The organism is Paraburkholderia sp. C35 (assembly GCF_003121405.1).
Classification (GTDB): domain Bacteria; phylum Pseudomonadota; class Gammaproteobacteria; order Burkholderiales; family Burkholderiaceae; genus Paraburkholderia.
The window spans coordinates 24,946-45,394 of sequence record NZ_QBUY01000023.1; the positions used below are offsets into that span (position 1 = coordinate 24,946).

Here is a 20,449-nt window from a genome sequence, read left to right on the forward strand (position 1 = left end):
TCATGCAGGCTTCGTCCTCGTAAAAACCCTGATCCCGCCGGACTTTCGATGGTCACGAATCACGTGTAGCCTGTCACGCATGTCGATTGCAACACACGCTACTTCGCCATCGGCACGGCCACACGCAGCCGCTGCCGGTACATTCCGCCATTCCTCAGGTCGTTGCGTCCCACCCGTTGGCATGGATGGTGCTGCTTATGCGGCACCCTTCAACGCGCGTCACGCTGCCTGATCTTTAAAGCCATGCACAGTCCATTGAGCACCCGACTCAGCCGCGCGTTCAACGCCGCGCGCCCAGCACGCCGCCATATGGCGCGTGCCCTGCGTCATCATTCCGCCCGCACGCGCGCGCTCGCCGAGCAGTTGCGCGACGCGAAACCCGTCGATAACGTGCGCTTCTGGTTCCGCACCTTCTTCAGCGCGCTGCGCATGCAAGGCGCGTCACGCCGTTTCTCGCTGCGTACGCTGCTGCGCAGTCCGACGCCCGTTCGCATGCTCGGCACGTCGCCGCGCGCGGCCAAGCCCGCAACCGTGCCGCATGCGGCAAGCCGCCGTCCGCGCCGACTGTCGGCGACGAGCGAAGGCTGGTTCGCGTTCGCTCACTGAGCAACGCAGCGCCACAGCAACGAACAAAACAAAACGCCCTGCATGCGCTTTATCGCATGCAGGGCGTTTTCGTTTCCTGCCGTGTGTTCCCGACACCGCGCGACGATCAGCCGCGCGGCGCGTTCACCGCCTGTTCGCTCAGGCGAGCGCGACGACCGGTTCCGTGCCGGCGGCTTCGGCCAGCGCGAGTGCCTTGTCGGTGGCTTCCCACGTGAATTCCGGCTCTTCGCGGCCGAAGTGACCATAAGCGGCCGTCTTTTCGTAGATCGGACGCAGCAGGTCGAGCATCTGGACGATGCCCTTCGGACGCAGGTCGAAGTGTTCTTGAACCAGACGCGTGATGGTCGCATCCGACACGCGGCCCGTGCCGAACGTGTTGACCATAACGGACGTCGGCTGAGCCACGCCGATTGCGTACGACACCTGGATCAGCGCGCGCGATGCCAGACCTGCTGCGACGATGTTCTTCGCGACATAGCGGCCGGCGTAAGCAGCCGAGCGGTCGACCTTCGACGGATCCTTGCCCGAGAACGCGCCGCCGCCGTGCGGAGCCGCGCCGCCGTACGTATCGACGATGATCTTGCGGCCAGTCAGACCACAATCGCCTTGCGGGCCGCCGATCACGAACCGGCCGGTCGGGTTCACGAGGAACTTGATGTCGCCCTTGATCAGATCAGCCGGCAGCGTCGGCTTGATGATCTCTTCGATCACGGCTTCGCGCAGTTGCGCCAGTTCGATTTCCGGTGCGTGCTGCGTGGACAGAACGATGGTGTCGATCGAATGCGGCTTGCCGTCGACATAACGGATCGTGACCTGCGACTTCGCATCCGGACGCAGCCAGGGCAGACGTCCGTCACGGCGCAGATTAGCCTGACGCTCGACGAGGCGGTGCGACAGGTGGATCGGCAGCGGCATGAGTTCGGGCGTTTCGTCGCACGCGTAGCCGAACATCAGACCCTGGTCGCCTGCGCCCTGATCGAGATTGTTGTCATGTGCACGGTCGACGCCTTGGGCGATATCCGGCGATTGCTTGTCGTACGCGACGAGCACCGCGCAGCCGCGGTAGTCGATGCCGTAATCCGTGTTGTCGTAACCGATGCGCTTGATCGTGTCGCGCGCGACCTGGATGTAATCGACGTTGGCCGTGGTGGTGATTTCACCTGCCAGCACGACGAGACCCGTGTTGCACAGCGTTTCTGCGGCAACGCGCGAGTACTTGTCCTGCTTGAAGATGGCGTCGAGGATGGCGTCCGAGATCTGGTCGGCGACCTTGTCCGGATGGCCTTCAGAGACGGATTCAGAGGTGAAGAGGTAATCGTTAGCCACGTTACAGGCTCCTTTTCTTGGTTACGGTTGCGTTTCACGTAGCCAGCTTCGAGCCTGAAGCGGCGACGCTTTAGCGGATTTCCTTACCGTCGGCCGGCTTATCTGAAAGATAAACGTCCGTCGGCTTCGCCCCGCAAGTTGTCAGTTAACTCGGCGAAGCCCTTATTATAGCGACTTCTTTCATTTGTCACAGAGTGTCTGCGCGTGCGGTATATCGTCTCTTCCGCTGTTTTTCTTTACCCTGCGTGGTTTCGCGCACAAAACGGAGCCTTCGCATGCTGAGCCGACTGGGCGTCAACCTCGCCATTGGCCTGCTCAAGCTGTTCGCGCTGTTGCCCTACGGCTTCGTCGCGCGACTGGGCGACGGCCTCGGCTGGCTGCTCTATCAGATTCCGAGCCGCCGCCGCCGTATCGTTCACATCAACCTGAAGCTGTGCTTCCCCGAATGGAGCGACGAGCGCCGCGAGGAAGTCGCGCAGAAGCACTTCCGGCACGCGATCCGCAGCTATCTCGAGCGCAGCGTGCAGTGGTTCGGCTCGGCGAAGAAGCTCGAAAAGCTGGTGCAACTCGACAGCGAAATCGATCTCACCGATCCCAATCTTCCGCCCACGCTGTTTCTGGGCTTTCACTTCGTCGGGATTGAAGCGGGCTCGATCTTCCTCAACTATTCGCTGAAGCGCCCGTGCGGCTCGTTGTATCAGCCGATGTCGCACCAGCAGCTCGAAGCCGTCGCCAAGGCGCAGCGCGGCCGTTTCGATGCCGAAATGGCGAGCCGCGCGGACAGCGCGCGCATCGTGCTGCGCTGGCTGCGCGACCGCAAGCCGGTGATGCTCGGCGCCGACATGGACTACGGCATGCGCAATTCGACCTTCGTGCCCTTCTTTGGCGTGCCGACCTGCACGCTGACGGCCGTCGGACGTCTCGCGAAAGTGGGGCACGCGCAGGTGGTGCCGTTTATCGGCGAGGTGCTGCCGAACTACAAGGGATATCGGCTGAAGGTGTTCAAGCCGTGGGACAACTACCCCACGGGTGACGACGAGGCCGACGCGCGCCGTATGAACGAATTTCTCGAAGAGCAGATTCCGCGCATTCCCGAGCAGTATTACTGGGTGCACAAGCGCTTCAAGACGCGCCCGCCGGGCGACCCGAGCTTTTACTGACCCTGGCCATCCGGACAGTGGGCGGGATACACGGACAGTCACTTACAATAGCGGCATGAAACTGAAATTCACCAAGATGCACGGCGCGGGCAACGATTTCGTCGTGCTCGACGGCTACACGCAACCGCTCAGCCTGACGGAAACGCAGGTGCGCGCGCTCGCGAACCGCCATTTCGGCGTGGGCGCGGACCAGTTGCTGGTAGTCGAAAAACCGACCATCGAAGGTGTCGATTTCAGATACCGCATCTTCAATTGCGACGGCGGCGAGGTCGAGCACTGCGGCAACGGCGCGCGCTGCTTCGTGAAATTCGTGCGCGACACACGGCTCACTGATAAAAGCAGCGTGCGCGTGCAGGTCCAGAACGGCGTGATCACGCTGACCATGCAGGACAACGGCGAAGTCGTCGTCGATATGGGTGCGCCCGTGTTCGAACCGGCGCAGGTGCCGTTCGATGCAAGCGGCCTCGAAGCACGCCATGACGGCAACGACACGCTTTACGCGCTAGAGGTGAACGGCGCGGCGCGCTGGATCTCGGTGGTATCGATGGGCAATCCGCACGCCGTGCAGGTGGTGGACGATGTCGAGGCGTTCCCGGTGCTGGTCGATGGTCCCGTGATCGAGCATCACCCGCGCTTTCCGCAGCGGGTCAACGCCGGTTTCATGCAGATCGTCAGCCGCAGCGAGATCAAGCTGCGCGTCTACGAACGCGGCGCGGGCGAAACGCTCGCGTGCGGCACGGGCGCATGTGCGGCTGTCGCGGCGGGCATCCGTCGTGGCCTGCTGGACGCGCCCGTCAAGGTACACACGCATGGCGGCGCACTCACCATCACGTGGGACGGCCAGTCCGCGTCGCCGCTGATGATGGCGGGTCCGGCCGCCACCGTGTTCGAAGGCGAAATCGAAATCGCAGACTGAATCCGGATTGAACACATCACCGCCGCACGGAGGCTGGACCGCGCGGCGTGGCAGCAAGACAGCAACGAAGCGCGCAACCATTAAGCTGAAACCATGAACGATCGCGAAGTCGCCGACTACCTGCTAGCCAACCCCGAATTCTTCGCCGAGCACGCAGAACTGCTCGCGTCCGTGCGCCTCGCGAATCCTCACGGCAAAGCCGCCGTGTCGCTGCAGGAACGTCAGATGGACATGCTGCGCGAGAAGAACAAGCATCTCGAGCGGCGCCTCGCCGAACTGCTGCGCTACGGCCATGAGAACGACAGCATCGCGTCGAAATTCGGCCGCTGGACCACGCGCGTGATGGCCGAGCGCGATCCGGGCGCGTTGCCGCGCGTGATCGCAACAGGTCTGCGCGACGTGTTCGACGTGCCGCAAGCGGCGCTGCGCGTGTGGGAAGTGGCCGAACCGTATTCGCAGGCGGACTTCACGCGCCATGTCGGCGAGGAAGTGCGGATCTTCGCGAACAGCCTCGCCACGCCGTACTGCGGCGCGAACACGGGCTTCGAGGCGGCGCAATGGCTCACGCCCGCCGTCACCGCTGTCTCCGGCGACGCGGTCCCTTCGGGCGACGGCGTAACCGCGGGCGGCACCGAATCGATTGCGCTGATCGCGTTGCGCGACCCGGAAGCGTCGAACGACGCCTCTTCGTTCGGCTTACTAGTGATGGGCTCGCCCGATCCGCGCCGCTTCCACGACGGCATGGCCACCGATTTCCTCACGCAGATCGGCGCGCTCGCAAGCGCGGCGCTGAGCCGTCTGCTGCCGCGCTGAGCGCCGACTCGTGACTGACGCCGACCCGATCACTGCGTACCTTTCGAGCCTTCAGCACGAGAGAAAGTTGTCGGCGCACACATTGCGCGCCTACACGCACGAACTGGGCGAGCTGAAAACGCTGGCCAACGGCAGGCCGCTCGAAAGCCTCACCGCAACCGACATTCGCGGCGCCGTTGCGCGCGCGCATGCGGGCGGGCTCTCGGCGCGTTCGATTGGGCACCGGCTGTCGGCGTGGCGCGCGTTTTACCGCTGGCTCGCCGGGCGCATCGAGTTGCCCGCGAATCCCGTTGCCACGGTGCGCGCACCGAAGCGTGCCAAGACGTTGCCCAAGGCGCTGTCCGTCGATGACGCGCACAAGCTGATGGAATCGCCCGCCGCGGCCACCGCCGAAGGCCTGCGCGATCACGCGATGCTCGAACTGTTCTACTCATCGGGGCTGCGACTGTCGGAACTGGTCGGCCTCGATGTGCGTTACGCCGATGTCGACGGCTATCGTTCGGCGGGCTGGCTCAAACTCGACGAAGCGGAAGTCGAAGTGCTCGGCAAGGGCAACCGGCGGCGCATCGTGCCCGTCGGCACCAAGGCGCTCGACGCGCTGCGCGCATGGCTCGCGGTGCGTGGCGAACTGCTGAAGCTCGATCCGCACCCGCTGTTCGTCTCGGTGCGCGGCAACCGCATGTCGCCGAATGTGGTGCGCGAACGCGTGAAGCGCGCGGCGCTCGCGGCGGGAATTCCCGCCAACGTTCACCCGCACGTGTTGCGCCATTCGTTCGCCACGCATGTCCTGCAATCGAGTGGCGATCTGCGCGCCGTGCAGGAACTGCTCGGCCACGCGAGCATTGCCGCCACGCAGGTCTACACCGGCCTCGACTTCCAGCATCTCGCGCGTATCTACGATCAGGCGCATCCGCGCGCAAAAAAACGCGACTGACGCGGCTCAGGCCGTCAGTCATATCCGCTTTGCCGCGTTGCGCGGCATATTGTTCTGCTGAAATCCTCACGAAGTCATGAATACCGTTACGCTCAAACCGTCGAAAGAGAAGTCGCTGCTGCGCCGCCATCCGTGGGTCTACGCGAACGCGATCGATCGCGTCGACGGCAAGCCCGCGGCGGGCGCCACCGTGCTGGTGCGCGCGCACGATGGCCGCTTTCTGGCGCGCGCCGCGTACAGCCCGCATTCGCAGATCCGCGCGCGGGTCTGGAGTTTCGACGAGGCCGAACCCATCGATCACGCCTTCTTCAAGCGCCGCGTGCAACGCGCGCTCGCGCACCGTCAGGCGATGGTGCACAACACGGGCGCGACGCGGCTGATCTTCGGCGAAGCTGACGGCCTGCCGGGCCTGATCGTCGATTACTACATCCAGGACGATGAAACGAAGCGCGGCCAGATCGTCTGTCAGTTCATGGCGGCGGGCGTCGAGGCGTGGAAGGATGCCATCGTGCAGGCGCTGATCGGCGCGACGGGCTGCCCGAACGTCTACGAACGCTCGGACGTGTCGATCCGCGAAAAGGAAGGGCTGGAACAGACGGTCGGCGTGCTCGCTGGCGACGCGCCGTCCGAAACGCTGATCGCAAGCGAAAACGGCGTGCGCTATCACGTCGACGTGCGCAACGGCCACAAGACGGGCTTCTACGTCGATCAGCGCGACAACCGCGCGCTGGTGCAGGAACTGTCGAAAGACCGCGACGTGCTGAACTGCTTCTGCTACACGGGCGGCTTTTCGCTGGCGGCGCTCAAAGGCGGCGCGAAGCGCGTGGTATCGATCGATTCATCGGGCGAAGCGCTCGCACTGGCGCAACAGAACGTCGTCGCCAACGGCTTCGACGCCGAACGCGCCACGTGGCTCGACGCCGACGCGTTCAAGACGCTGCGCAAACTCCACGACGACGGCGAGCGCTTCGACCTGATCGTGCTCGATCCGCCGAAGTTCGCGCCCTCGCGTGAACACGTGGACCGCGCCGCGCGTGCGTACAAGGACATCAACCTCACCGGTCTGAAGCTGTTGCGGCCGGGCGGCCTGCTGTTCACCTACTCGTGCTCGGGCGCGATCGATGCTGAACTGTTCCAGAAGATCGTCGCGGGCGCGGCTGCCGACGCTCGCGTCGATGCGCGCATCCTCAAGCGCCTGGGCGCTGGCGTCGATCATCCACTCCTGACGGCTTTCCCCGAAGGCGAATATCTGAAAGGCCTATTGTTGCAAATCGCCTGATCGCCCATAGTTAAGGCGTTATTTCCCTGGCGTTGTCGGGGCTTTGGCCGTGCAGCAGCGGCGCCCCGGCACTTATGCTTCAATATTCCGCTGAATTGATGCGGTTCGCACCGTGCGCACGTCGCGCGGTTCGCACCCCAGATTGACGAACACAAGGCGACCTCACATGGCGAACAACATGATTCCCGTCACTATCCTGACCGGCTTCCTCGGCAGCGGCAAAACCACGCTGCTCAAGCGCATCCTGAACGAGAAGCACGGCATGAAGATCGCCGTGATCGAAAACGAGTTCGGCGAAGAAAACATCGACAACGATATCCTCGTGCAGGACACGGGCGAGCAGATCATCCAGATGAGCAACGGCTGCATCTGCTGCACGATCCGCGGCGACCTCGCGCGCGTGCTCGGTGACCTCGCCAAGCAGAAGCAGGAAGGCAAGCTCGATTTCGACCGCGTCGTGATCGAAACCACGGGTCTGGCTAATCCCGGCCCCGTCGCGCAGACCTTCTTCATGGATAACGAGATCGCCGACGAATTCCTGCTCGACGCGATCATCACGCTGGTCGACGCCAAGCACGGCAACGCGCAACTCGACGAGCACGAAGTCGTGCAGCGCCAGGTCGGTTTTGCGGACCGGCTGTTCATTACGAAGTCGGATCTGGTTGACGAAAAGGTGCTGGCTGATCTGCGCCACCGTGTGCTGCACATGAACCCGAAGGCGCAGATTCGCGTCGTCAATTTCGGCGAAGCGGACATCAAGGAAATCTTCGATCTGCGTGGCTTCAACCTGAACGCCAAGCTCGAAATCGACCCGGACTTCCTCGCCGAAGACGATCACGACCACGCGCACCATGATCACGATCACGCAAATTGCGATCACGATCACGGCAAGTGCGATCACGAAGGCCACGATCACGGCCATCATCATCACCATCACGCGCATCACGACGACAAGATCAAGTCGTTCGTGTTCCGCAGCGACCGTCCGTTCGATCCGAACAAGCTCGAAGACTTCCTCGGCGGCATTCTGCAGATTTATGGCGAGCGCCTGCTGCGCTACAAGGGCGTGCTGTACATGAAGGGCGTCGATCGCAAGGTGGTGTTCCAGGGCGTCCATCAGATGATGGGCAGCGATCTGGCCGCTAAATGGCAGCCCGTCGAGAAAAAGACCAACAAGATGGTGTTCATCGGTATCGACCTGCCGCAAGACCTGATCACCGACGGGCTTGAAGCCTGCCTCGCCTAAATCGTTCTATTCGGGCGGGCGGCGCTTCCACGTGCTGTCCGCCTGTCGCATTTCCGCTTCCAGAACGCCAGAAAGCCCTAAAAACACAGGTACGGCAATTAAACAGCCGGCTGACGGTCAAAGCACGTGAAAACCCTGTTGCAAGAATACGTGTCCGACCATCGCTTTTTAGTGAACAGCGCGTTATATTTTCACGATAAGTGGAGTTTGCGGCAGGGATTTCCCCTGCTTGCAGTTTCGTATTGTGATTCAGTTACAATACGGCCCCACTGGAGAAAGATAACGATTTGCCCGGTGTAAAACGCTAATCGCGTCGCAGCCGTGCCGGGCCGAAAAACGGCGCCGGAAAATCTCATCCGGGGATATCGCCGATATGCCGGCCGGTCACACTCCGGCTCATAACGCGCTGCCGGGAAGCATTGCCTCAGGAGCATGGGAAGAATCGGTTTCCAGAGGAGTTCGGCCCCGCATCGGCGCTTCGGCGTCACGACAGCCCACCGTCCGTGTTCGCCGGCGCTCATTTGAGCGTCATCGAGGCGCCTTTGCGGGCAACACGAAAGTGCGGGCAATGATTTGCCTCACATTGAAGAAGCAAGCCAGATGACCACGAAACGACTCTTGACCGAAGCCGAAATCCTGAAGATGAGCGACAAGGATTACATGAATGAGGATCAGCTCGCTTTCTTCAAGAACCGGCTCGAGCAGCTGCAGGCGGACATCCTCCGCAATGCCGGCCAGACCACCGAGAATCTCCGCGAAACCGTGATCGTGCCGGACCCGGCCGACCGCGCGACGATCGAGGAAGAGCATGCGCTGGAACTGCGCACGCGCGACCGCGAACGCAAGCTGCTGAAGAAGGTTCAGCAGTCCATCGCGCGTATCGAATCGGGCGATTACGGCTGGTGCGAGGAAACGGGTGAGCCGATCGGCATTCCGCGTATGCTCGCGCGTCCGACCGCGACCCTGTCGCTCGAAGCACAGGAACGCCGCGAACTGCGCCAGAAGCTGTTCGGCGACTGATCGACGGGCGGCGCGGTAATCGGGGTCCGCGCCCCAGATACGCTTCGTGAGAGGCGCACGGTGATTCGTGCGCCTCTTTTTTCTTTTCAGGTTCGCTTTGACCGGTTCGTTCGCGTTGCCGTGACGTGAATCGGTAAATGCGGATTGCATATCCGCACACTCAGAAAGCGCCGTAGCACCTTTTACCTTGGTGGCCGCCTCGCGCGCCGCATCTTCCCTCCTCCCGCCCTTTTCTCGCGCCTGAGCGACTTCGGCTCTTGATATGGCTGCGCCCGCCCTAAAATAACTCCGACATGCGTTGCACGCGCGCGCGGCACCCAGCATCGCGCGCCGTCCGCTTTCGGATTCCGTGGTGGCGCAATGGCGTCTCCGCGTCCCTGGAACCGGCACTTCAGCGCCGGTTCCGGTCCCACGCAAAGTATTTGCGGTTTTGCAAAAGGAACGCATATGGAGCAATTTCACGGCACGACGATCGTCTCCGTGCGCCGCGGCGACAAGGTCGCGCTCGGCGGCGACGGCCAGGTCACGCTGGGCAATATCGTCATGAAAGGCGGCGCGAAGAAGGTTCGCCGCATCTACAACGGCAAGGTGCTGGTCGGCTTCGCGGGCGGCACGGCCGACGCGTTTTCGCTGCTCGATCGCTTCGAAGCCAAGCTCGAAAAGCATCAGGGCAATCTCACGCGCGCCGCTGTCGAACTCGCCAAAGACTGGCGCACCGACCGCATGCTGCGCCGTCTCGAAGCGATGCTGATCACGGCCGACGCGACCACCACGCTGGTCATCACCGGCAACGGCGACGTGCTCGATCCCGAAGGCGGCATCTGCGCGATCGGCTCGGGTGGCGCGTATGCGCAGGCCGCTGCCAAGGCGCTCGCCGACAACACGGATCTTTCGCCGCGCGACATCGTCGAAAAGTCGCTGGAGATCGCCGGCGACATGTGCATCTATACGAACCACAACCGCGTCATCGAGACGATCGAGTAAGGACACACGATGAGCACCATGACTCCCGCCGAGATCGTCTCGGAACTCGACAAGCACATCATCGGCCAGAATCGCGCGAAGAAGGCTGTTGCCGTCGCGCTGCGCAACCGCTGGCGCCGTCAGCAGGTTGGTGAACCGCTGCGTCAGGAAATCACGCCGAAAAACATTCTGATGATCGGGCCGACGGGCGTCGGCAAGACGGAAATCGCGCGGCGCCTTGCCAAGCTCGCCGACGCGCCGTTCATCAAGATCGAAGCGACCAAATTCACGGAAGTCGGCTATGTGGGCCGCGACGTCGACAGCATCGTGCGCGATCTGATTGAAATCTCGGTCAAGCAGACGCGTGAGACGGAAATGCGCAAGGTGCGCACCAAGGCTGAAGATCTCGCTGAAGACCGCATCCTCGAGATTCTTCTGCCCGGCACGCGCAGCACGGTCGGCTTCGGCTCGGGCGCCAGCGAAACGGGCGGCGACGAATCGAACACCACGCGTCAGACCTTCCGCAAGCGTCTGCGCGAAGGCGCGCTCGACGACAAGGAAATCGAGCTCGACATCGAGATGACGCAGCCCACGATGGACATCATGGGCCCGCCCGGCATGGAAGACATGACCGAGCAGATCCGCTCGATGTTCGCGAACCTCGGCGGCGGCAAGAAGACGCGCCGCAAGGTGAAGGTGAAGGAAGCGCTGAAGCTCCTCACCGACGAAGAAGCCGCGAAGATGCTCAACGACGAGGAGGTCAAGACGAAGGCCGTGCAGAACGTCGAGCAGAACGGCATCGTGTTCCTCGATGAAATCGACAAGATCGCGTCGCGCAGCGAAGCGGGCGGCGGCGAAGTCTCGCGTCAGGGCGTGCAGCGCGATCTGCTGCCGCTGGTCGAAGGCACCACCATCAACACGAAGTACGGCATGGTGAAGACCGATCACATCCTCTTCATCGCGAGCGGTGCGTTCCATCTCGCGAAGCCGAGCGATCTGATTCCCGAACTGCAAGGCCGTTTCCCGATCCGCGTCGAACTGGATTCGCTGTCGGGGAAGGACTTCGAATCGATTCTCGTCGCCACCGACGCCAGCCTCGTCAAGCAATACCAGGCGCTGCTCGCAACGGAAGACGTGCACCTCGAATTCGCCGACGACGGTATCCGACGTCTTGCTGAAATTGCTTACTCGGTGAACGAGAAAACGGAAAACATCGGTGCACGCCGTCTCTATACGGTAATCGAGAAGTTGCTCGAAGAAGTGTCGTTCTCGGCGGGCAACCACGCCGGCAAGAACGTGCAGATCGACGCAGCGTATGTCGATCGTGCGCTGAACGAAGTCGCGCAAGACGAAGATCTGTCACGCTACGTGCTGTAACGCGCGCTGACCTTTGTTAAGTAAAAGGCGTCGCCCCTCACGGAGCGACGCCTTTTTTCATGCACGCAAGCAGCGTTACTGCTTGACCGGCCGCTTCGCGAGCTTGCGCTGCAACGTGCGCCGATGCATGTTCAGCGCACGCGCCGTCGCCGAGATATTGCCGCCGTTCTCTGCGAGCACGCGCTGGATGTGCTCCCATTCGAGCCGCGCCACGGACAGCGGCGTCGGATTCTCAATCGCCTCTTCGGCCTGCAGCGCGCTCGCTTCCGTTTGCAGCGCGGACAGAATCGTCTCGACGTTCGCGGGCTTGGCCAGATAGTTGTCCGCGCCGTCCTTCACCGCCTGCACGGCCGTCGCGATGCTCGCATAGCCCGTGAGCACCAGCATGCGCGCGTTCGGCTGCAGATCGCGCAGCGGCGCAACGAGATTCAGGCCGGAGTCGTTGCCCAGATGCAGATCGACGGTGATCTGTCCGAACTTCTGCTGATTCGCGAGGCGAATCGCTTCGTCGGCGTTGTGTGCTTCGGACACCGTGAAGCCGCGGCGCGTCAGACCGCGCGCGAGGATGCCGGAGAACACTTCGTCGTCGTCGATGACCAGAAAATTCATGTCGCTCATGCTTGCTTCTCCGTATTGGACGACGCGGCGCCCTGCCGGCCCGCGCCCGTTTGCTCGCGGGCCAAAGGCAACCGCAATACTGCGCGCGTGCCGCGCGGCTTGATTTCGTTGATGTCGGTGAGATCGATCGATCCGCCCAGGCGCGCGGCTGCCGTGAACGCCAGATACAGCCCGACGCCATGACCGCCCTGCGTGCTGTCGACGGGCGCCGCGCCCAGCAAACCGCGCAGCGCGGCAGGCACGCCTGGCCCGGCATCGCAGACTTCGAAGTCGATCGAATCCTGATCGGCCAGCGTTGCAGCAAGCGTCACGTGATCGCGGCTCGCGCGCGCGGCGTTATCGAGCAGGATGGTGAGGATCTGGCTCACGGCAACAGTGTCGTCGAGACTGACGTTGTCGGGCGGCTCGCCCAGGCGCTCGAACTTGACGTGTGGATGGCGCAGACGCCATTGATCGGCGAACGAATCGAGCCACTCGTCGACGCGCTGACGGCTGCCTTGCGTCGACGCGCGACTGCGCAGGCGCGCGAGCGCCGAGGTGCACAACGTCAGTTGCTGATCGAGGATATCGATGTCGGCGGCGTAAGGCTTCAGGCCTTCGTCGCTGCGCGCGGCATCGCGAAGTTCTTCCGTGAGCATCGCGATGGTCGACAGCGGCGTGCCCATTTCATGCGCGACGGTTGCGGCCTGCACGCCGAGCGCCACCGCGCGTTCGTCGCGCAAGAGACGCTGCTGCGCGTCGCCGAGCGCTGCGTCGCGTTGCCTCAGCCCGCGCGACATGCGCGCCACGAACCACGCGATCAGGCCGACACTGACCATGAAGTTCACCCACATGCCGGCGCGGTAGTAGTCGAACAGATTGGCGGGATTGTCGAGATTGAGCGGCACCGAATCGAAGCCGAGAACCGCATAGCAGGCCACCGCGAAGGCGGCGAGCCAAGCCATCAGATGCCAGGGCAGCACGGCGGCCGCAATCGCCAGTGAAGGCAGATACAGCGAGACAAACGGATTGGTCGTGCCGCCGGACAGAAACAGCAGCGCGGACAACGCGCCGAGATCGACCCACAGCTGACCGAACAGTTCGAGACTCGACTCCGGCTTCTGGCTCGCGACGCGCAGCCACGTCAAGCCATTGAAGAGCACCTCTAGACCGATGACGAGCAGCATCGCCGGCAGCGGCAGCTTCACGCCGACGAAGGTCTGGACGAACGCGATCGTCACCAGTTGCCCGATGATGGCAAGACTGCGCAGCCAGAAGAGATGCCCGAGGTTGACCCGGCCAGTGACGGTTATGCGGTGCATCCTGCAAGTTTACCTGTTGGGAGGGGTCTGATTCATCTAGCGAATGTTCGGAACTATAGTGTTCTTTGTCGCTTATCGTGTGTTCTCAACCCTTTACCCACAATGCTTAAGACAACGCTTGATCCACATCAGGTTCTTTTGGATTCCTTCCAGACATTCCTGCGTCACGCTGTCGCAGCGCAACAGCGCGATGATCAGAAAGGTCGCGAGATCTGGCTTCAGGCAGCTTCGCATCTGTTCCCCACAGACACGGCATCGCTCGATGCGATGATCCAGCAGTTGACCTCCATTAGACGCGGCACCGAGGCTTTGGTCATCGCCGAAGCTTTCTGCACGCTCACGCCGCGAAATGCCGAAGCGCTCTTTCGTCTCGGATACGCACTGCAATCCGTGAACCGTCATGACGAGGCGATTGCGCCGTATCGCGATGCGCTTACCATCGATCCCAACTTGCATAGCCTGCGCAACAATCTGGCCGCCGCGCTGATGGTGGCCAATCCAGCGTCGACAGAAGCGCTCGAGCTATTGAACGCCGCTCTTCGCCAGCGTCCGGACGACGCCAATGCCTTGATCAATATCGGCAAGATTCACCTTGCGAGCTTCGATCTCGACAACGCGCTCGTAGCCGAGCGGCGTGCTCTCGCGATTCATCCCGACAATCCGATTGCACTGGGTAACCACGGCCAGACACTTCGTGAAGCGCAGCAGTGGGAAGAGGCCGAGCACTTCACACGCGCCGCCCATCGCGCCGCGCCCGACAACGCGTCCTACCTGTCCAACCTGAGCATGATTCACCTGCTGCGCGGCAACTACGCCGACGGTTGGCCCGAGCATGAAGCACGCTGGGATGGATCGAAGGAACTCGCTGGCAAGCGCCCCGTGATGCCCGGCCCTGCGTGGCGCGGCGAACCGCTTGCGGGTAAGACGCTGCTTCTGTGGGGTGAACAGGGCATGGGCGATCTGCTGCAGTTCTGCCGCTATGTGCCGTTGCTTGCCGAGCGCGTGCATCGCGAAGGCGGGCGTCTGGTGTGGAATTCGTTTCCGCAGATGGGCGTGCTGCTCGCGCGCACGCTCGCACACCATGCCGACGAGTTCTCGCTGGGCGGCGGCGTCGAGCACCTTCCCGCCTTCGATTATGAAATCTCGCTGCTGTCGTTGCCGCTGCTGTTCGATACACGAGAGGAAACGATTCCCACAACCGTTCCGTATCTGCAAGCCGATCCGCAATCCGTCGATGCGTGGCGTCATCGCTTCGTCGATGAGAAGCGGCTGAAGGTCGGCCTGGTTTGGACGGGTAGCCACGGACACCAGCGCAATCCGTACCGTCGCGTCGGACTGGAACGGTACGTCGACGCGTTCCGCGAACTCGGCAATGTCGCGTTTTATTCACTGCAACCCGGCGCCGGCGCAGAAGTGGCGGCGGCCCGCACAGCCGGGCTCGACATTGCCGATCACACTTCCGAATTCAACACCTTCGACGACACAGCCGCTTATATCGGCGCGCTCGATTTGGTGATCACGGTTTGCACGTCGGTCGCGCATCTCAGCGGCGCGATCGGTCAGCGCACGTGGGTATTGCTCGATGTGAACCCGCACTGGGTCTGGCTGCTCGATCGCACCGACAGCCCGTGGTATCCGAGCGCGACCTTGTACCGGCAACCGCAGTTCGCCGAATGGGAACCCGTTTTCGACGAGTTGACGCGCGATCTCGCGGCACTGGCGGATTCGCGCACCTGAGTGCTCGCTGCCGGACGTCTCAATCCGGAGCGGGCGCCGCATTGCCTTCAGTAGCACGCGTGCGTGCGATAGCGGCGGCCAGGCATTCGGGGCATAGACAGCTCATGCCGGGATCAAGTGTCTCGGCGGGCAACGCGGGCATCGACATGCACCAGCAGCCCGAACGGTCGCCACGCGCGCCACAATCGAAGACCCGGCGGCAGCGCGGGCAGCGCACACTGGACGCCGCGGAAGATTCAGCCGATCCGGATGAAGACGGTTTCATGACAGAGAGATGAAACAGGTCAATCGATCAGAACATGATGCCACTTCCGGCAAGTCAGCAAAATGTCGGCTCGTCTCCCGTCACTCGCCTTCATCGCGCTCTCGCGCGAACTAACCCGCGCAACGGGAGCCAAAACCTTCCGTTGCACCGCCGTCGGTTGCACGCAAACGCATCGTCCGCCTAGCGTGAATAGCGTTATTCCGCATCGCAGCAAAATGCGGACAATCACCGCGGCGGCACGCGTCAAATTCACTATTGCACCGCGCCAGTTGTGTACAATCCGGCGTTGTTTTCACCGTTTTCGTCCGAGCCGCCGCCATGTCCGACACTCCCGACCTGTCCCAGATCGCTCCCACGCTGAAGGCTGAAATTCTCGCCGAGGCGCTGCCCTATATTCGCCAGTATCACGGTAAGACCGTCGTCATCAAGTACGGCGGCAACGCGATGACGGAAGAGCGCCTGAAGCAGGGCTTCGCGCGCGATGTGATCCTGTTGAAACTGGTCGGCATCAACCCGGTGATCGTGCACGGCGGCGGTCCGCAAATCGATCAGGCGTTGAAGAAGATCGGCAAGCAGGGCACGTTCATCCAGGGCATGCGCGTCACCGACGAAGAAACCATGGAAGTCGTCGAGTGGGTGCTCGGCGGCGAAGTGCAGCAGGACATCGTCACGCTGATCAACCACTTCGGCGGCCACGCGGTCGGTCTGACGGGCAAGGACGGCGGCCTGATCCACGCGCGCAAGCTGCTGATGCCGGACCGCGACAATCCGGGCCAATACATCGACATCGGCCAGGTCGGCGAAGTCGAGGCGATCAATCCGGCTGTCGTGAAGGCGCTGCAAGACGATGCATTCATTCCCGTGATCTCGCCGATCGGCTTCGGTGAAGACGGCCTGTCGTACAACATCAACGCCGACCTCGTCGCGGGCAAGCTGGCTGTCGTGCTGAACGCCGAAAAGCTCGTCATGATGACGAACATCCCCGGCGTGATGGACAAGGAAGGCACGCTGCTGACCGATCTGTCGGCACGCGAAATCGACGCGCTGTTCGCCGACGGCACGATCTCGGGCGGCATGCTGCCGAAGATCTCGTCGGCACTCGACGCCGCCAAGAGCGGCGTGCGTTCGGTGCACATCATCGATGGCCGCATCGAGCATTCAGTGCTGCTCGAAATCCTGACGGAACAGCCGTTCGGCACGATGATCCGCTCGCACTGAGCGCGCGTCGTCATCTCAGGCATCACACGCAATCTCGCATCACGCGAAGCACGGCACGCTGGCCGTCGTGCTTCGCAGAAGGCATACTGGCCTTCCGTCTCCCGCGCAGCACGCTGCGCTGTCTCACGTTTCCACCTGCACGCGCTGCCGCCTCGCATCACAAGGCAGAATCTGCACGCGCGCGTAACCACGATCACGCCGCAACATCATGCGCACTTACCGTCCGAAGCGCCGTCGGCCGCAGATTCACGCCGGCACGCCCGTCTGGTTGTTCGACCTCGACAACACGCTGCATCACGCGTCGCACGCCATTTTCCCGGCCATCAACAGCGCGATGACGCAGTACATCATCGACGCGCTGCAAGTCGAACGCGCCGAAGCGAACCGTCTGCGCACCGGCTACACGCAGCGCTACGGCGCCGCGCTGCTCGGTCTCACGCGCCATCATGATTTCGACGCGCACGACTTCCTCGACTACGTGCACACGTTCCCCGATCTGCGCGCGATGCTGCGCAGCGAGCGCGGCCTGAAACGTCTCGTCGACGCGCTGCCTGGCCGCAAGATCGTGCTCACCAACGCGCCCGAAGCGTATGCGCTCGACGTGCTGAAAGAACTCGGCATCGAGCGGCTGTTCGAGCGCGTGATCGCCATCGAGCACATGCGCGACCGCCGTTTCTGGCGCGCCAAACCCGATCATTCGATGTTGCGCCGCGCGATGCGCGACGCGCACGTACGTCTCACCGATGCCGTGCTGGTCGAAGACACGCGCAGCCATTTGAAGAACTACCGGCGGCTGGGCATCCGCACGGTGTGGATCACCGGCCATCTGCCGCGCCACGCGCACGCCGACGGCACACCGACGCGATTGCCGGGCACGGGTCGCCCGCACTATGTCGATCGACGCATTCGTTCGCTAAAATCGTTGAGACTGGGCACTCGCCTGGAAGGCCGATCGAACAACTGACGCAGAACCGGCCGCGCCAAATCAGGGACGACAGACATGCAGCCTATCCGCAAGCATGACGAGGACGTAACCGAAGACCAGCCGGCCGCGCCGCGCGCAACACGCCTGAAGCCGGGCGAACGCCGCGTGCATATCCTGCAGACGCTCGCCGCGATGCTGGAAGCGCCGAAGAACGAAAAGATCACCACGGCGGCGCTCGCTGCGCGTATCGGCGTATCGGAAGCTGCGCTGTATCGGCATTTCGCCAGCAAGGCGCAGATGTTCGAAGGACTGATCGAATTCATCGAACACACGCTTTTCGGGCTCATCAACCAGATCGTCGAGAAAGAGCCGAACGGCGTGCTGCAGGCACGCGCGATCGCGTTGATGCTGCTCAATTTTTCGGCGAAAAACCCCGGCATGACGCGCGTGCTGACCTGCGAAGCGCTCGTCGGTGAACACGAACGGCTCACCGATCGTGTCAATCAGTTGCTCGAACGCGTCGAGGCGTCGCTCAGGCAATGTCTGCGGCTCGGCTTGATGGAATCGTCGAGCCACGCCGCAGATCCGGCGGTTCCGCTGCCCGCCGACTACGATCCCGTCGTGCGCGCGAGTCTGGTGATCAGCTACATCATCGGGCGGTGGCATCGCTTCGTGCGCAGCGGCTTCGCGCGTGCACCCGTCGAACAGGCCGACGCGCAACTGCGGCTGATTCTCCAGTAAGGCGCCTCGACGCAGTGGCGCCACATTTTCCGCTATACTCTGCGCTTGACCGTTTTTGACGGTTCAAGACAACACAACGCGCCGATTTGCTGACTCGATTGCGGGCGCGCGAACCAGCGGGTGGATTCGATCCATCTACGCGGTTCACTATAAATGCGGCTAAAGAGGTCGTCAGCCGCGCACACTCTCCTTCCGCGCACGCGCCGACACCATTTAGCCGCCTCATGTCAGAAGGCGGAATGAATGGAATCGATCGGGATCGTCACTCCACAAACAATGCATTTTTCCGAGCCGCTGCGTCTGCAGAACGGCAGCTCGCTCGCGAACTACGACCTCGTCGTCGAAACCTACGGCACGCTCAATGCAGCGCGCAGCAACGCCGTGCTCGTGTGCCACGCGCTCAACGCGTCGCATCACGTGGCGGGCGTGTATGCGGACGATCCGAAGAACGTCGGCTGGTGGGACAACATGGTCGGGCCGGGCAAGCCGCTCGATACCAACCGCTTCTTCGTGATCGGCGTGAACAATCTCGGCTCGTGCTTCGGCTCGACAGGACCGATGAGTATCGATCCGTCGACAGGCCGTCCGTACGGCAAGAGCTTCCCGGTTGTGACGGTCGAAGACTGGGTGAACGCGCAGGCGCTCGTCGCCGATCAGTTCGGCATCGAGAAATTCGCCGCCGTGATGGGCGGCAGCCTCGGCGGCATGCAGGCGCTCGCGTGGAGCCTGATGTATCCGGACCGGCTCGCACATTGCATCGTGATCGCATCGACACCGAAGCTCTCGGCGCAGAACATCGCGTTCAACGAAGTGGCGCGCTCGTCGATTCTCTCCGACCCGGATTTCCACGGCGGCGACTATTACGCGCACGGCGTGAAGCCGAAGCGCGGCTTGCGCGTCGCACGGATGATCGGCCACATCACGTATCTGTCGGATGACGATATGGCCGCCAAGTTCGGCCGCGCGTTGCGCCGCGCGGAAGGCGCGGAAGACGCGTACAACTTCAACTTCGATGTCGAGTTCGAAGTGGAATCGTATCTGCGCTATCAGGGCGACAAGTTCGCCGATTACTTCGACGCGAACACGTATCTGCTCATCACACGCGCGCTCGATTACTTCGACCCTGCCAAGGCATTCGACGGCGATCTCACCGCCGCGCTCGCGCACACGAAGGCGAAGTATCTGATCGCGAGCTTCACGACCGACTGGCGTTTCGCGCCTGCACGTTCACGCGAACTGGTGAAGGCGCTGCTCGATCACAAGCGCCAGGTGACGTACGGCGAAATCGACGCACCGCACGGCCACGACGCCTTCCTTCTCGACGACGCGCGTTATCACAACCTGATGCGCGCCTACTACGAACGCATTGCTGCGGAGGTAAACGCATGAACCAGCGCGCTCTCGATTATCTTGCGACGCGCCCGGATTTCCGCGCGATTGCCCGCTGGGTCGAGCCACGCGGCACGGTGCTCGATCTCGGTTGCGGTGACGGCTCGCTGCTATCGCTGCTGATGGAAGAACTCGAAGTAACGGGCTACGGCATCGAGATCAACGACGCCGGCGTGCTCGCCTCGACCAAGAACGGCATCAACGTGATCCAGCAGAATCTGGAAGACGGCCTGCGTCTGTTCGAAGACGGCAGCTTCGATTTTGCGATCCTTTCTCAAACGCTGCAGACCATTCACCAGACGGCCGCGATCCTGCGCGAGACGGTGCGAGTCGGTAAGGAATGCATCGTTTCGTTCCCAAATTTCGGGTATTGGGCGCATCGGCTGTCGGTTTTGCAGGGACGCATGCCGGTGTCGAAATCGCTGCCTTATCAGTGGCACAACACGCCGAACGTGCGTGTGCTGACCATCAAGGATTTCGAAGCGCTCGCGCCGGAAGTCGGCATCGATATTCTCGATCGCCTGGTGCTGCATGGCGGCCAGCAAGTGAGATGGGGCGTGAACTGGCGTGGTAGTCTTGCGGTCTATCGCGTCAAGAAAAGCTAACCTCATTCAT

20 protein-coding genes are annotated in these 20,449 nt (G+C 62.5%); 16 read left to right on the forward strand and 4 right to left on the reverse strand.

All coding sequences use genetic code 11. The features are described 5' to 3' along the window. The first annotated feature begins 243 nt into the window (after positions 1–243). A complete protein-coding gene (locus tag DK391_RS16330; RefSeq protein ID WP_109479014.1) occupies positions 244–606 on the forward strand; it encodes a hypothetical protein in 363 nt (120 codons plus the stop codon). Between the two features lie 138 nt (positions 607–744). Here DK391_RS16330 and metK read toward each other — a convergent pair whose 3' ends face one another. After that, positions 745–1,932: a methionine adenosyltransferase gene (gene metK, locus DK391_RS16335; RefSeq protein WP_109479015.1), complete on the reverse strand. Its 1,188-nt coding sequence runs from the start codon at positions 1,930–1,932 to the stop codon at positions 745–747. 275 nt (positions 1,933–2,207) lie between these two features. Here metK and DK391_RS16340 point away from each other — a divergent pair, with 275 nt between their 5' ends. From DK391_RS16340 to hslU, 9 genes are all read left to right on the forward strand, one after another. Further along, the gene (locus tag DK391_RS16340) at positions 2,208–3,092 is read left to right on the forward strand and encodes a lipid A biosynthesis lauroyl acyltransferase (RefSeq protein ID WP_109479016.1); all 885 of its coding nucleotides are present in this window, start codon (positions 2,208–2,210) and stop codon (positions 3,090–3,092) included. 55 nt (positions 3,093–3,147) lie between these two features. After that, the gene (dapF, locus tag DK391_RS16345) at positions 3,148–4,008 is read left to right on the forward strand and encodes a diaminopimelate epimerase (RefSeq protein ID WP_109479017.1); all 861 of its coding nucleotides are present in this window, start codon (positions 3,148–3,150) and stop codon (positions 4,006–4,008) included. Positions 4,009–4,101: 93 nt separating this feature from the next. Further along, positions 4,102–4,821, forward strand: a complete 720-nt coding sequence (locus tag DK391_RS16350; protein WP_109479018.1) for a DUF484 family protein — start codon at positions 4,102–4,104, stop codon at positions 4,819–4,821. A 10-nt stretch (positions 4,822–4,831) separates the two neighbouring features. Beyond that, positions 4,832–5,755 carry a tyrosine recombinase XerC gene (gene xerC / locus DK391_RS16355; protein WP_109479019.1) on the forward strand — a complete coding sequence of 308 codons (924 nt, stop codon included), beginning with the start codon at positions 4,832–4,834 and terminating at the stop codon, positions 5,753–5,755. Positions 5,756–5,831: 76 nt separating this feature from the next. Continuing rightward, positions 5,832–7,034 carry a class I SAM-dependent rRNA methyltransferase gene (locus tag DK391_RS16360; protein ID WP_109479020.1) on the forward strand — a complete coding sequence of 401 codons (1,203 nt, stop codon included), beginning with the start codon at positions 5,832–5,834 and terminating at the stop codon, positions 7,032–7,034. Between the two features lie 178 nt (positions 7,035–7,212). After that, entirely contained in the window at positions 7,213–8,280 is a 1,068-nt protein-coding gene (locus tag DK391_RS16365; RefSeq protein ID WP_204117373.1) for a GTP-binding protein, read from the forward strand. 600 nt (positions 8,281–8,880) lie between these two features. Continuing rightward, positions 8,881–9,300, forward strand: a complete 420-nt coding sequence (gene dksA, locus DK391_RS16370) for an RNA polymerase-binding protein DksA (protein ID WP_109479022.1) — start codon at positions 8,881–8,883, stop codon at positions 9,298–9,300. Between the two features lie 447 nt (positions 9,301–9,747). Further along, positions 9,748–10,284, forward strand: a complete 537-nt coding sequence (gene hslV, locus DK391_RS16375; protein ID WP_109479023.1) for an ATP-dependent protease subunit HslV — start codon at positions 9,748–9,750, stop codon at positions 10,282–10,284. A 9-nt stretch (positions 10,285–10,293) separates the two neighbouring features. Further along, positions 10,294–11,640, forward strand: coding sequence for an ATP-dependent protease ATPase subunit HslU (gene hslU, locus DK391_RS16380; RefSeq protein WP_109479024.1), 1,347 nt, complete (start codon positions 10,294–10,296; stop codon positions 11,638–11,640). Between the two features lie 75 nt (positions 11,641–11,715). Here the strand turns inward: hslU and DK391_RS16385 are convergent, their stop codons facing one another. Continuing rightward, positions 11,716–12,258 (reverse strand): response regulator transcription factor, encoded by a 543-nt coding sequence (locus DK391_RS16385; RefSeq protein WP_109479025.1) that lies wholly within the window; start codon positions 12,256–12,258, stop codon positions 11,716–11,718. Then, complete coding sequence (locus DK391_RS16390) at positions 12,255–13,559, reverse strand: ATP-binding protein (protein ID WP_109479026.1); 1,305 nt, start codon at positions 13,557–13,559, stop codon at positions 12,255–12,257. Before DK391_RS16390 ends, DK391_RS16385 begins: the two co-directional genes overlap by 4 nt. A gap of 102 nt (positions 13,560–13,661) precedes the next feature. Between DK391_RS16390 and DK391_RS16395 the strand changes: the two genes are divergently transcribed. Beyond that, entirely contained in the window at positions 13,662–15,296 is a 1,635-nt protein-coding gene (locus DK391_RS16395; RefSeq protein WP_109479027.1) for a tetratricopeptide repeat-containing glycosyltransferase family protein, read from the forward strand. Between the two features lie 19 nt (positions 15,297–15,315). On the opposite strand, the gene DK391_RS16400 is transcribed toward DK391_RS16395, so the two are convergent. Continuing rightward, positions 15,316–15,561, reverse strand: a complete 246-nt coding sequence (locus DK391_RS16400; RefSeq protein WP_109479028.1) for a cysteine-rich CWC family protein — start codon at positions 15,559–15,561, stop codon at positions 15,316–15,318. Between the two features lie 318 nt (positions 15,562–15,879). Here DK391_RS16400 and argB point away from each other — a divergent pair, with 318 nt between their 5' ends. The 5 genes from argB (at position 15,880) to metW (ending at position 20,439) form a co-directional block, all read left to right on the forward strand. Beyond that, entirely contained in the window at positions 15,880–16,779 is a 900-nt protein-coding gene (gene argB / locus DK391_RS16405) for an acetylglutamate kinase (RefSeq protein WP_109479029.1), read from the forward strand. 208 nt (positions 16,780–16,987) lie between these two features. Further along, positions 16,988–17,743, forward strand: a complete 756-nt coding sequence (locus tag DK391_RS16410; RefSeq protein WP_109479030.1) for a pyrimidine 5'-nucleotidase — start codon at positions 16,988–16,990, stop codon at positions 17,741–17,743. Positions 17,744–17,779: 36 nt separating this feature from the next. After that, the gene (gene slmA / locus DK391_RS16415) at positions 17,780–18,445 is read left to right on the forward strand and encodes a nucleoid occlusion factor SlmA (RefSeq protein WP_109479031.1); all 666 of its coding nucleotides are present in this window, start codon (positions 17,780–17,782) and stop codon (positions 18,443–18,445) included. 243 nt (positions 18,446–18,688) lie between these two features. Continuing rightward, entirely contained in the window at positions 18,689–19,834 is a 1,146-nt protein-coding gene (locus DK391_RS16420; RefSeq protein WP_109479032.1) for a homoserine O-acetyltransferase, read from the forward strand. Beyond that, positions 19,831–20,439 carry a methionine biosynthesis protein MetW gene (gene metW, locus DK391_RS16425; RefSeq protein ID WP_109479033.1) on the forward strand — a complete coding sequence of 203 codons (609 nt, stop codon included), beginning with the start codon at positions 19,831–19,833 and terminating at the stop codon, positions 20,437–20,439. The genes DK391_RS16420 and metW overlap by 4 nt, the downstream gene beginning before the upstream one ends. The last annotated feature ends 10 nt before the right edge of the window (positions 20,440–20,449 follow it).

What these genes read in the sequence shown, in the direction of transcription:
- argB (WP_109479029.1), top strand. Translation starts at nt 15,880, where the DNA reads ATGTCCGACACTCCCGACCTGTCCCAGATCGCTCCCACGCTGAAGGCT.
- DK391_RS16400 (WP_109479028.1), bottom strand. Translation starts at nt 15,561, where the DNA reads ATGAAACCGTCTTCATCCGGATCGGCTGAATCTTCCGCGGCGTCCAGT.
- DK391_RS16420 (WP_109479032.1), top strand. Translation starts at nt 18,689, where the DNA reads ATGGAATCGATCGGGATCGTCACTCCACAAACAATGCATTTTTCCGAG.
- DK391_RS16330 (WP_109479014.1), top strand. Translation starts at nt 244, where the DNA reads ATGCACAGTCCATTGAGCACCCGACTCAGCCGCGCGTTCAACGCCGCG.
- DK391_RS16390 (WP_109479026.1), bottom strand. Translation starts at nt 13,559, where the DNA reads ATGCACCGCATAACCGTCACTGGCCGGGTCAACCTCGGGCATCTCTTC.
- DK391_RS16385 (WP_109479025.1), bottom strand. Translation starts at nt 12,258, where the DNA reads ATGAGCGACATGAATTTTCTGGTCATCGACGACGACGAAGTGTTCTCC.
- hslU (WP_109479024.1), top strand. Translation starts at nt 10,294, where the DNA reads ATGAGCACCATGACTCCCGCCGAGATCGTCTCGGAACTCGACAAGCAC.
- dksA (WP_109479022.1), top strand. Translation starts at nt 8,881, where the DNA reads ATGACCACGAAACGACTCTTGACCGAAGCCGAAATCCTGAAGATGAGC.
- slmA (WP_109479031.1), top strand. Translation starts at nt 17,780, where the DNA reads ATGCAGCCTATCCGCAAGCATGACGAGGACGTAACCGAAGACCAGCCG.
- DK391_RS16365 (WP_204117373.1), top strand. Translation starts at nt 7,213, where the DNA reads ATGATTCCCGTCACTATCCTGACCGGCTTCCTCGGCAGCGGCAAAACC.
- metW (WP_109479033.1), top strand. Translation starts at nt 19,831, where the DNA reads ATGAACCAGCGCGCTCTCGATTATCTTGCGACGCGCCCGGATTTCCGC.
- DK391_RS16350 (WP_109479018.1), top strand. Translation starts at nt 4,102, where the DNA reads ATGAACGATCGCGAAGTCGCCGACTACCTGCTAGCCAACCCCGAATTC.
- hslV (WP_109479023.1), top strand. Translation starts at nt 9,748, where the DNA reads ATGGAGCAATTTCACGGCACGACGATCGTCTCCGTGCGCCGCGGCGAC.
- DK391_RS16360 (WP_109479020.1), top strand. Translation starts at nt 5,832, where the DNA reads ATGAATACCGTTACGCTCAAACCGTCGAAAGAGAAGTCGCTGCTGCGC.
- dapF (WP_109479017.1), top strand. Translation starts at nt 3,148, where the DNA reads ATGAAACTGAAATTCACCAAGATGCACGGCGCGGGCAACGATTTCGTC.
- DK391_RS16395 (WP_109479027.1), top strand. Translation starts at nt 13,662, where the DNA reads ATGCTTAAGACAACGCTTGATCCACATCAGGTTCTTTTGGATTCCTTC.
- DK391_RS16340 (WP_109479016.1), top strand. Translation starts at nt 2,208, where the DNA reads ATGCTGAGCCGACTGGGCGTCAACCTCGCCATTGGCCTGCTCAAGCTG.
- DK391_RS16410 (WP_109479030.1), top strand. Translation starts at nt 16,988, where the DNA reads ATGCGCACTTACCGTCCGAAGCGCCGTCGGCCGCAGATTCACGCCGGC.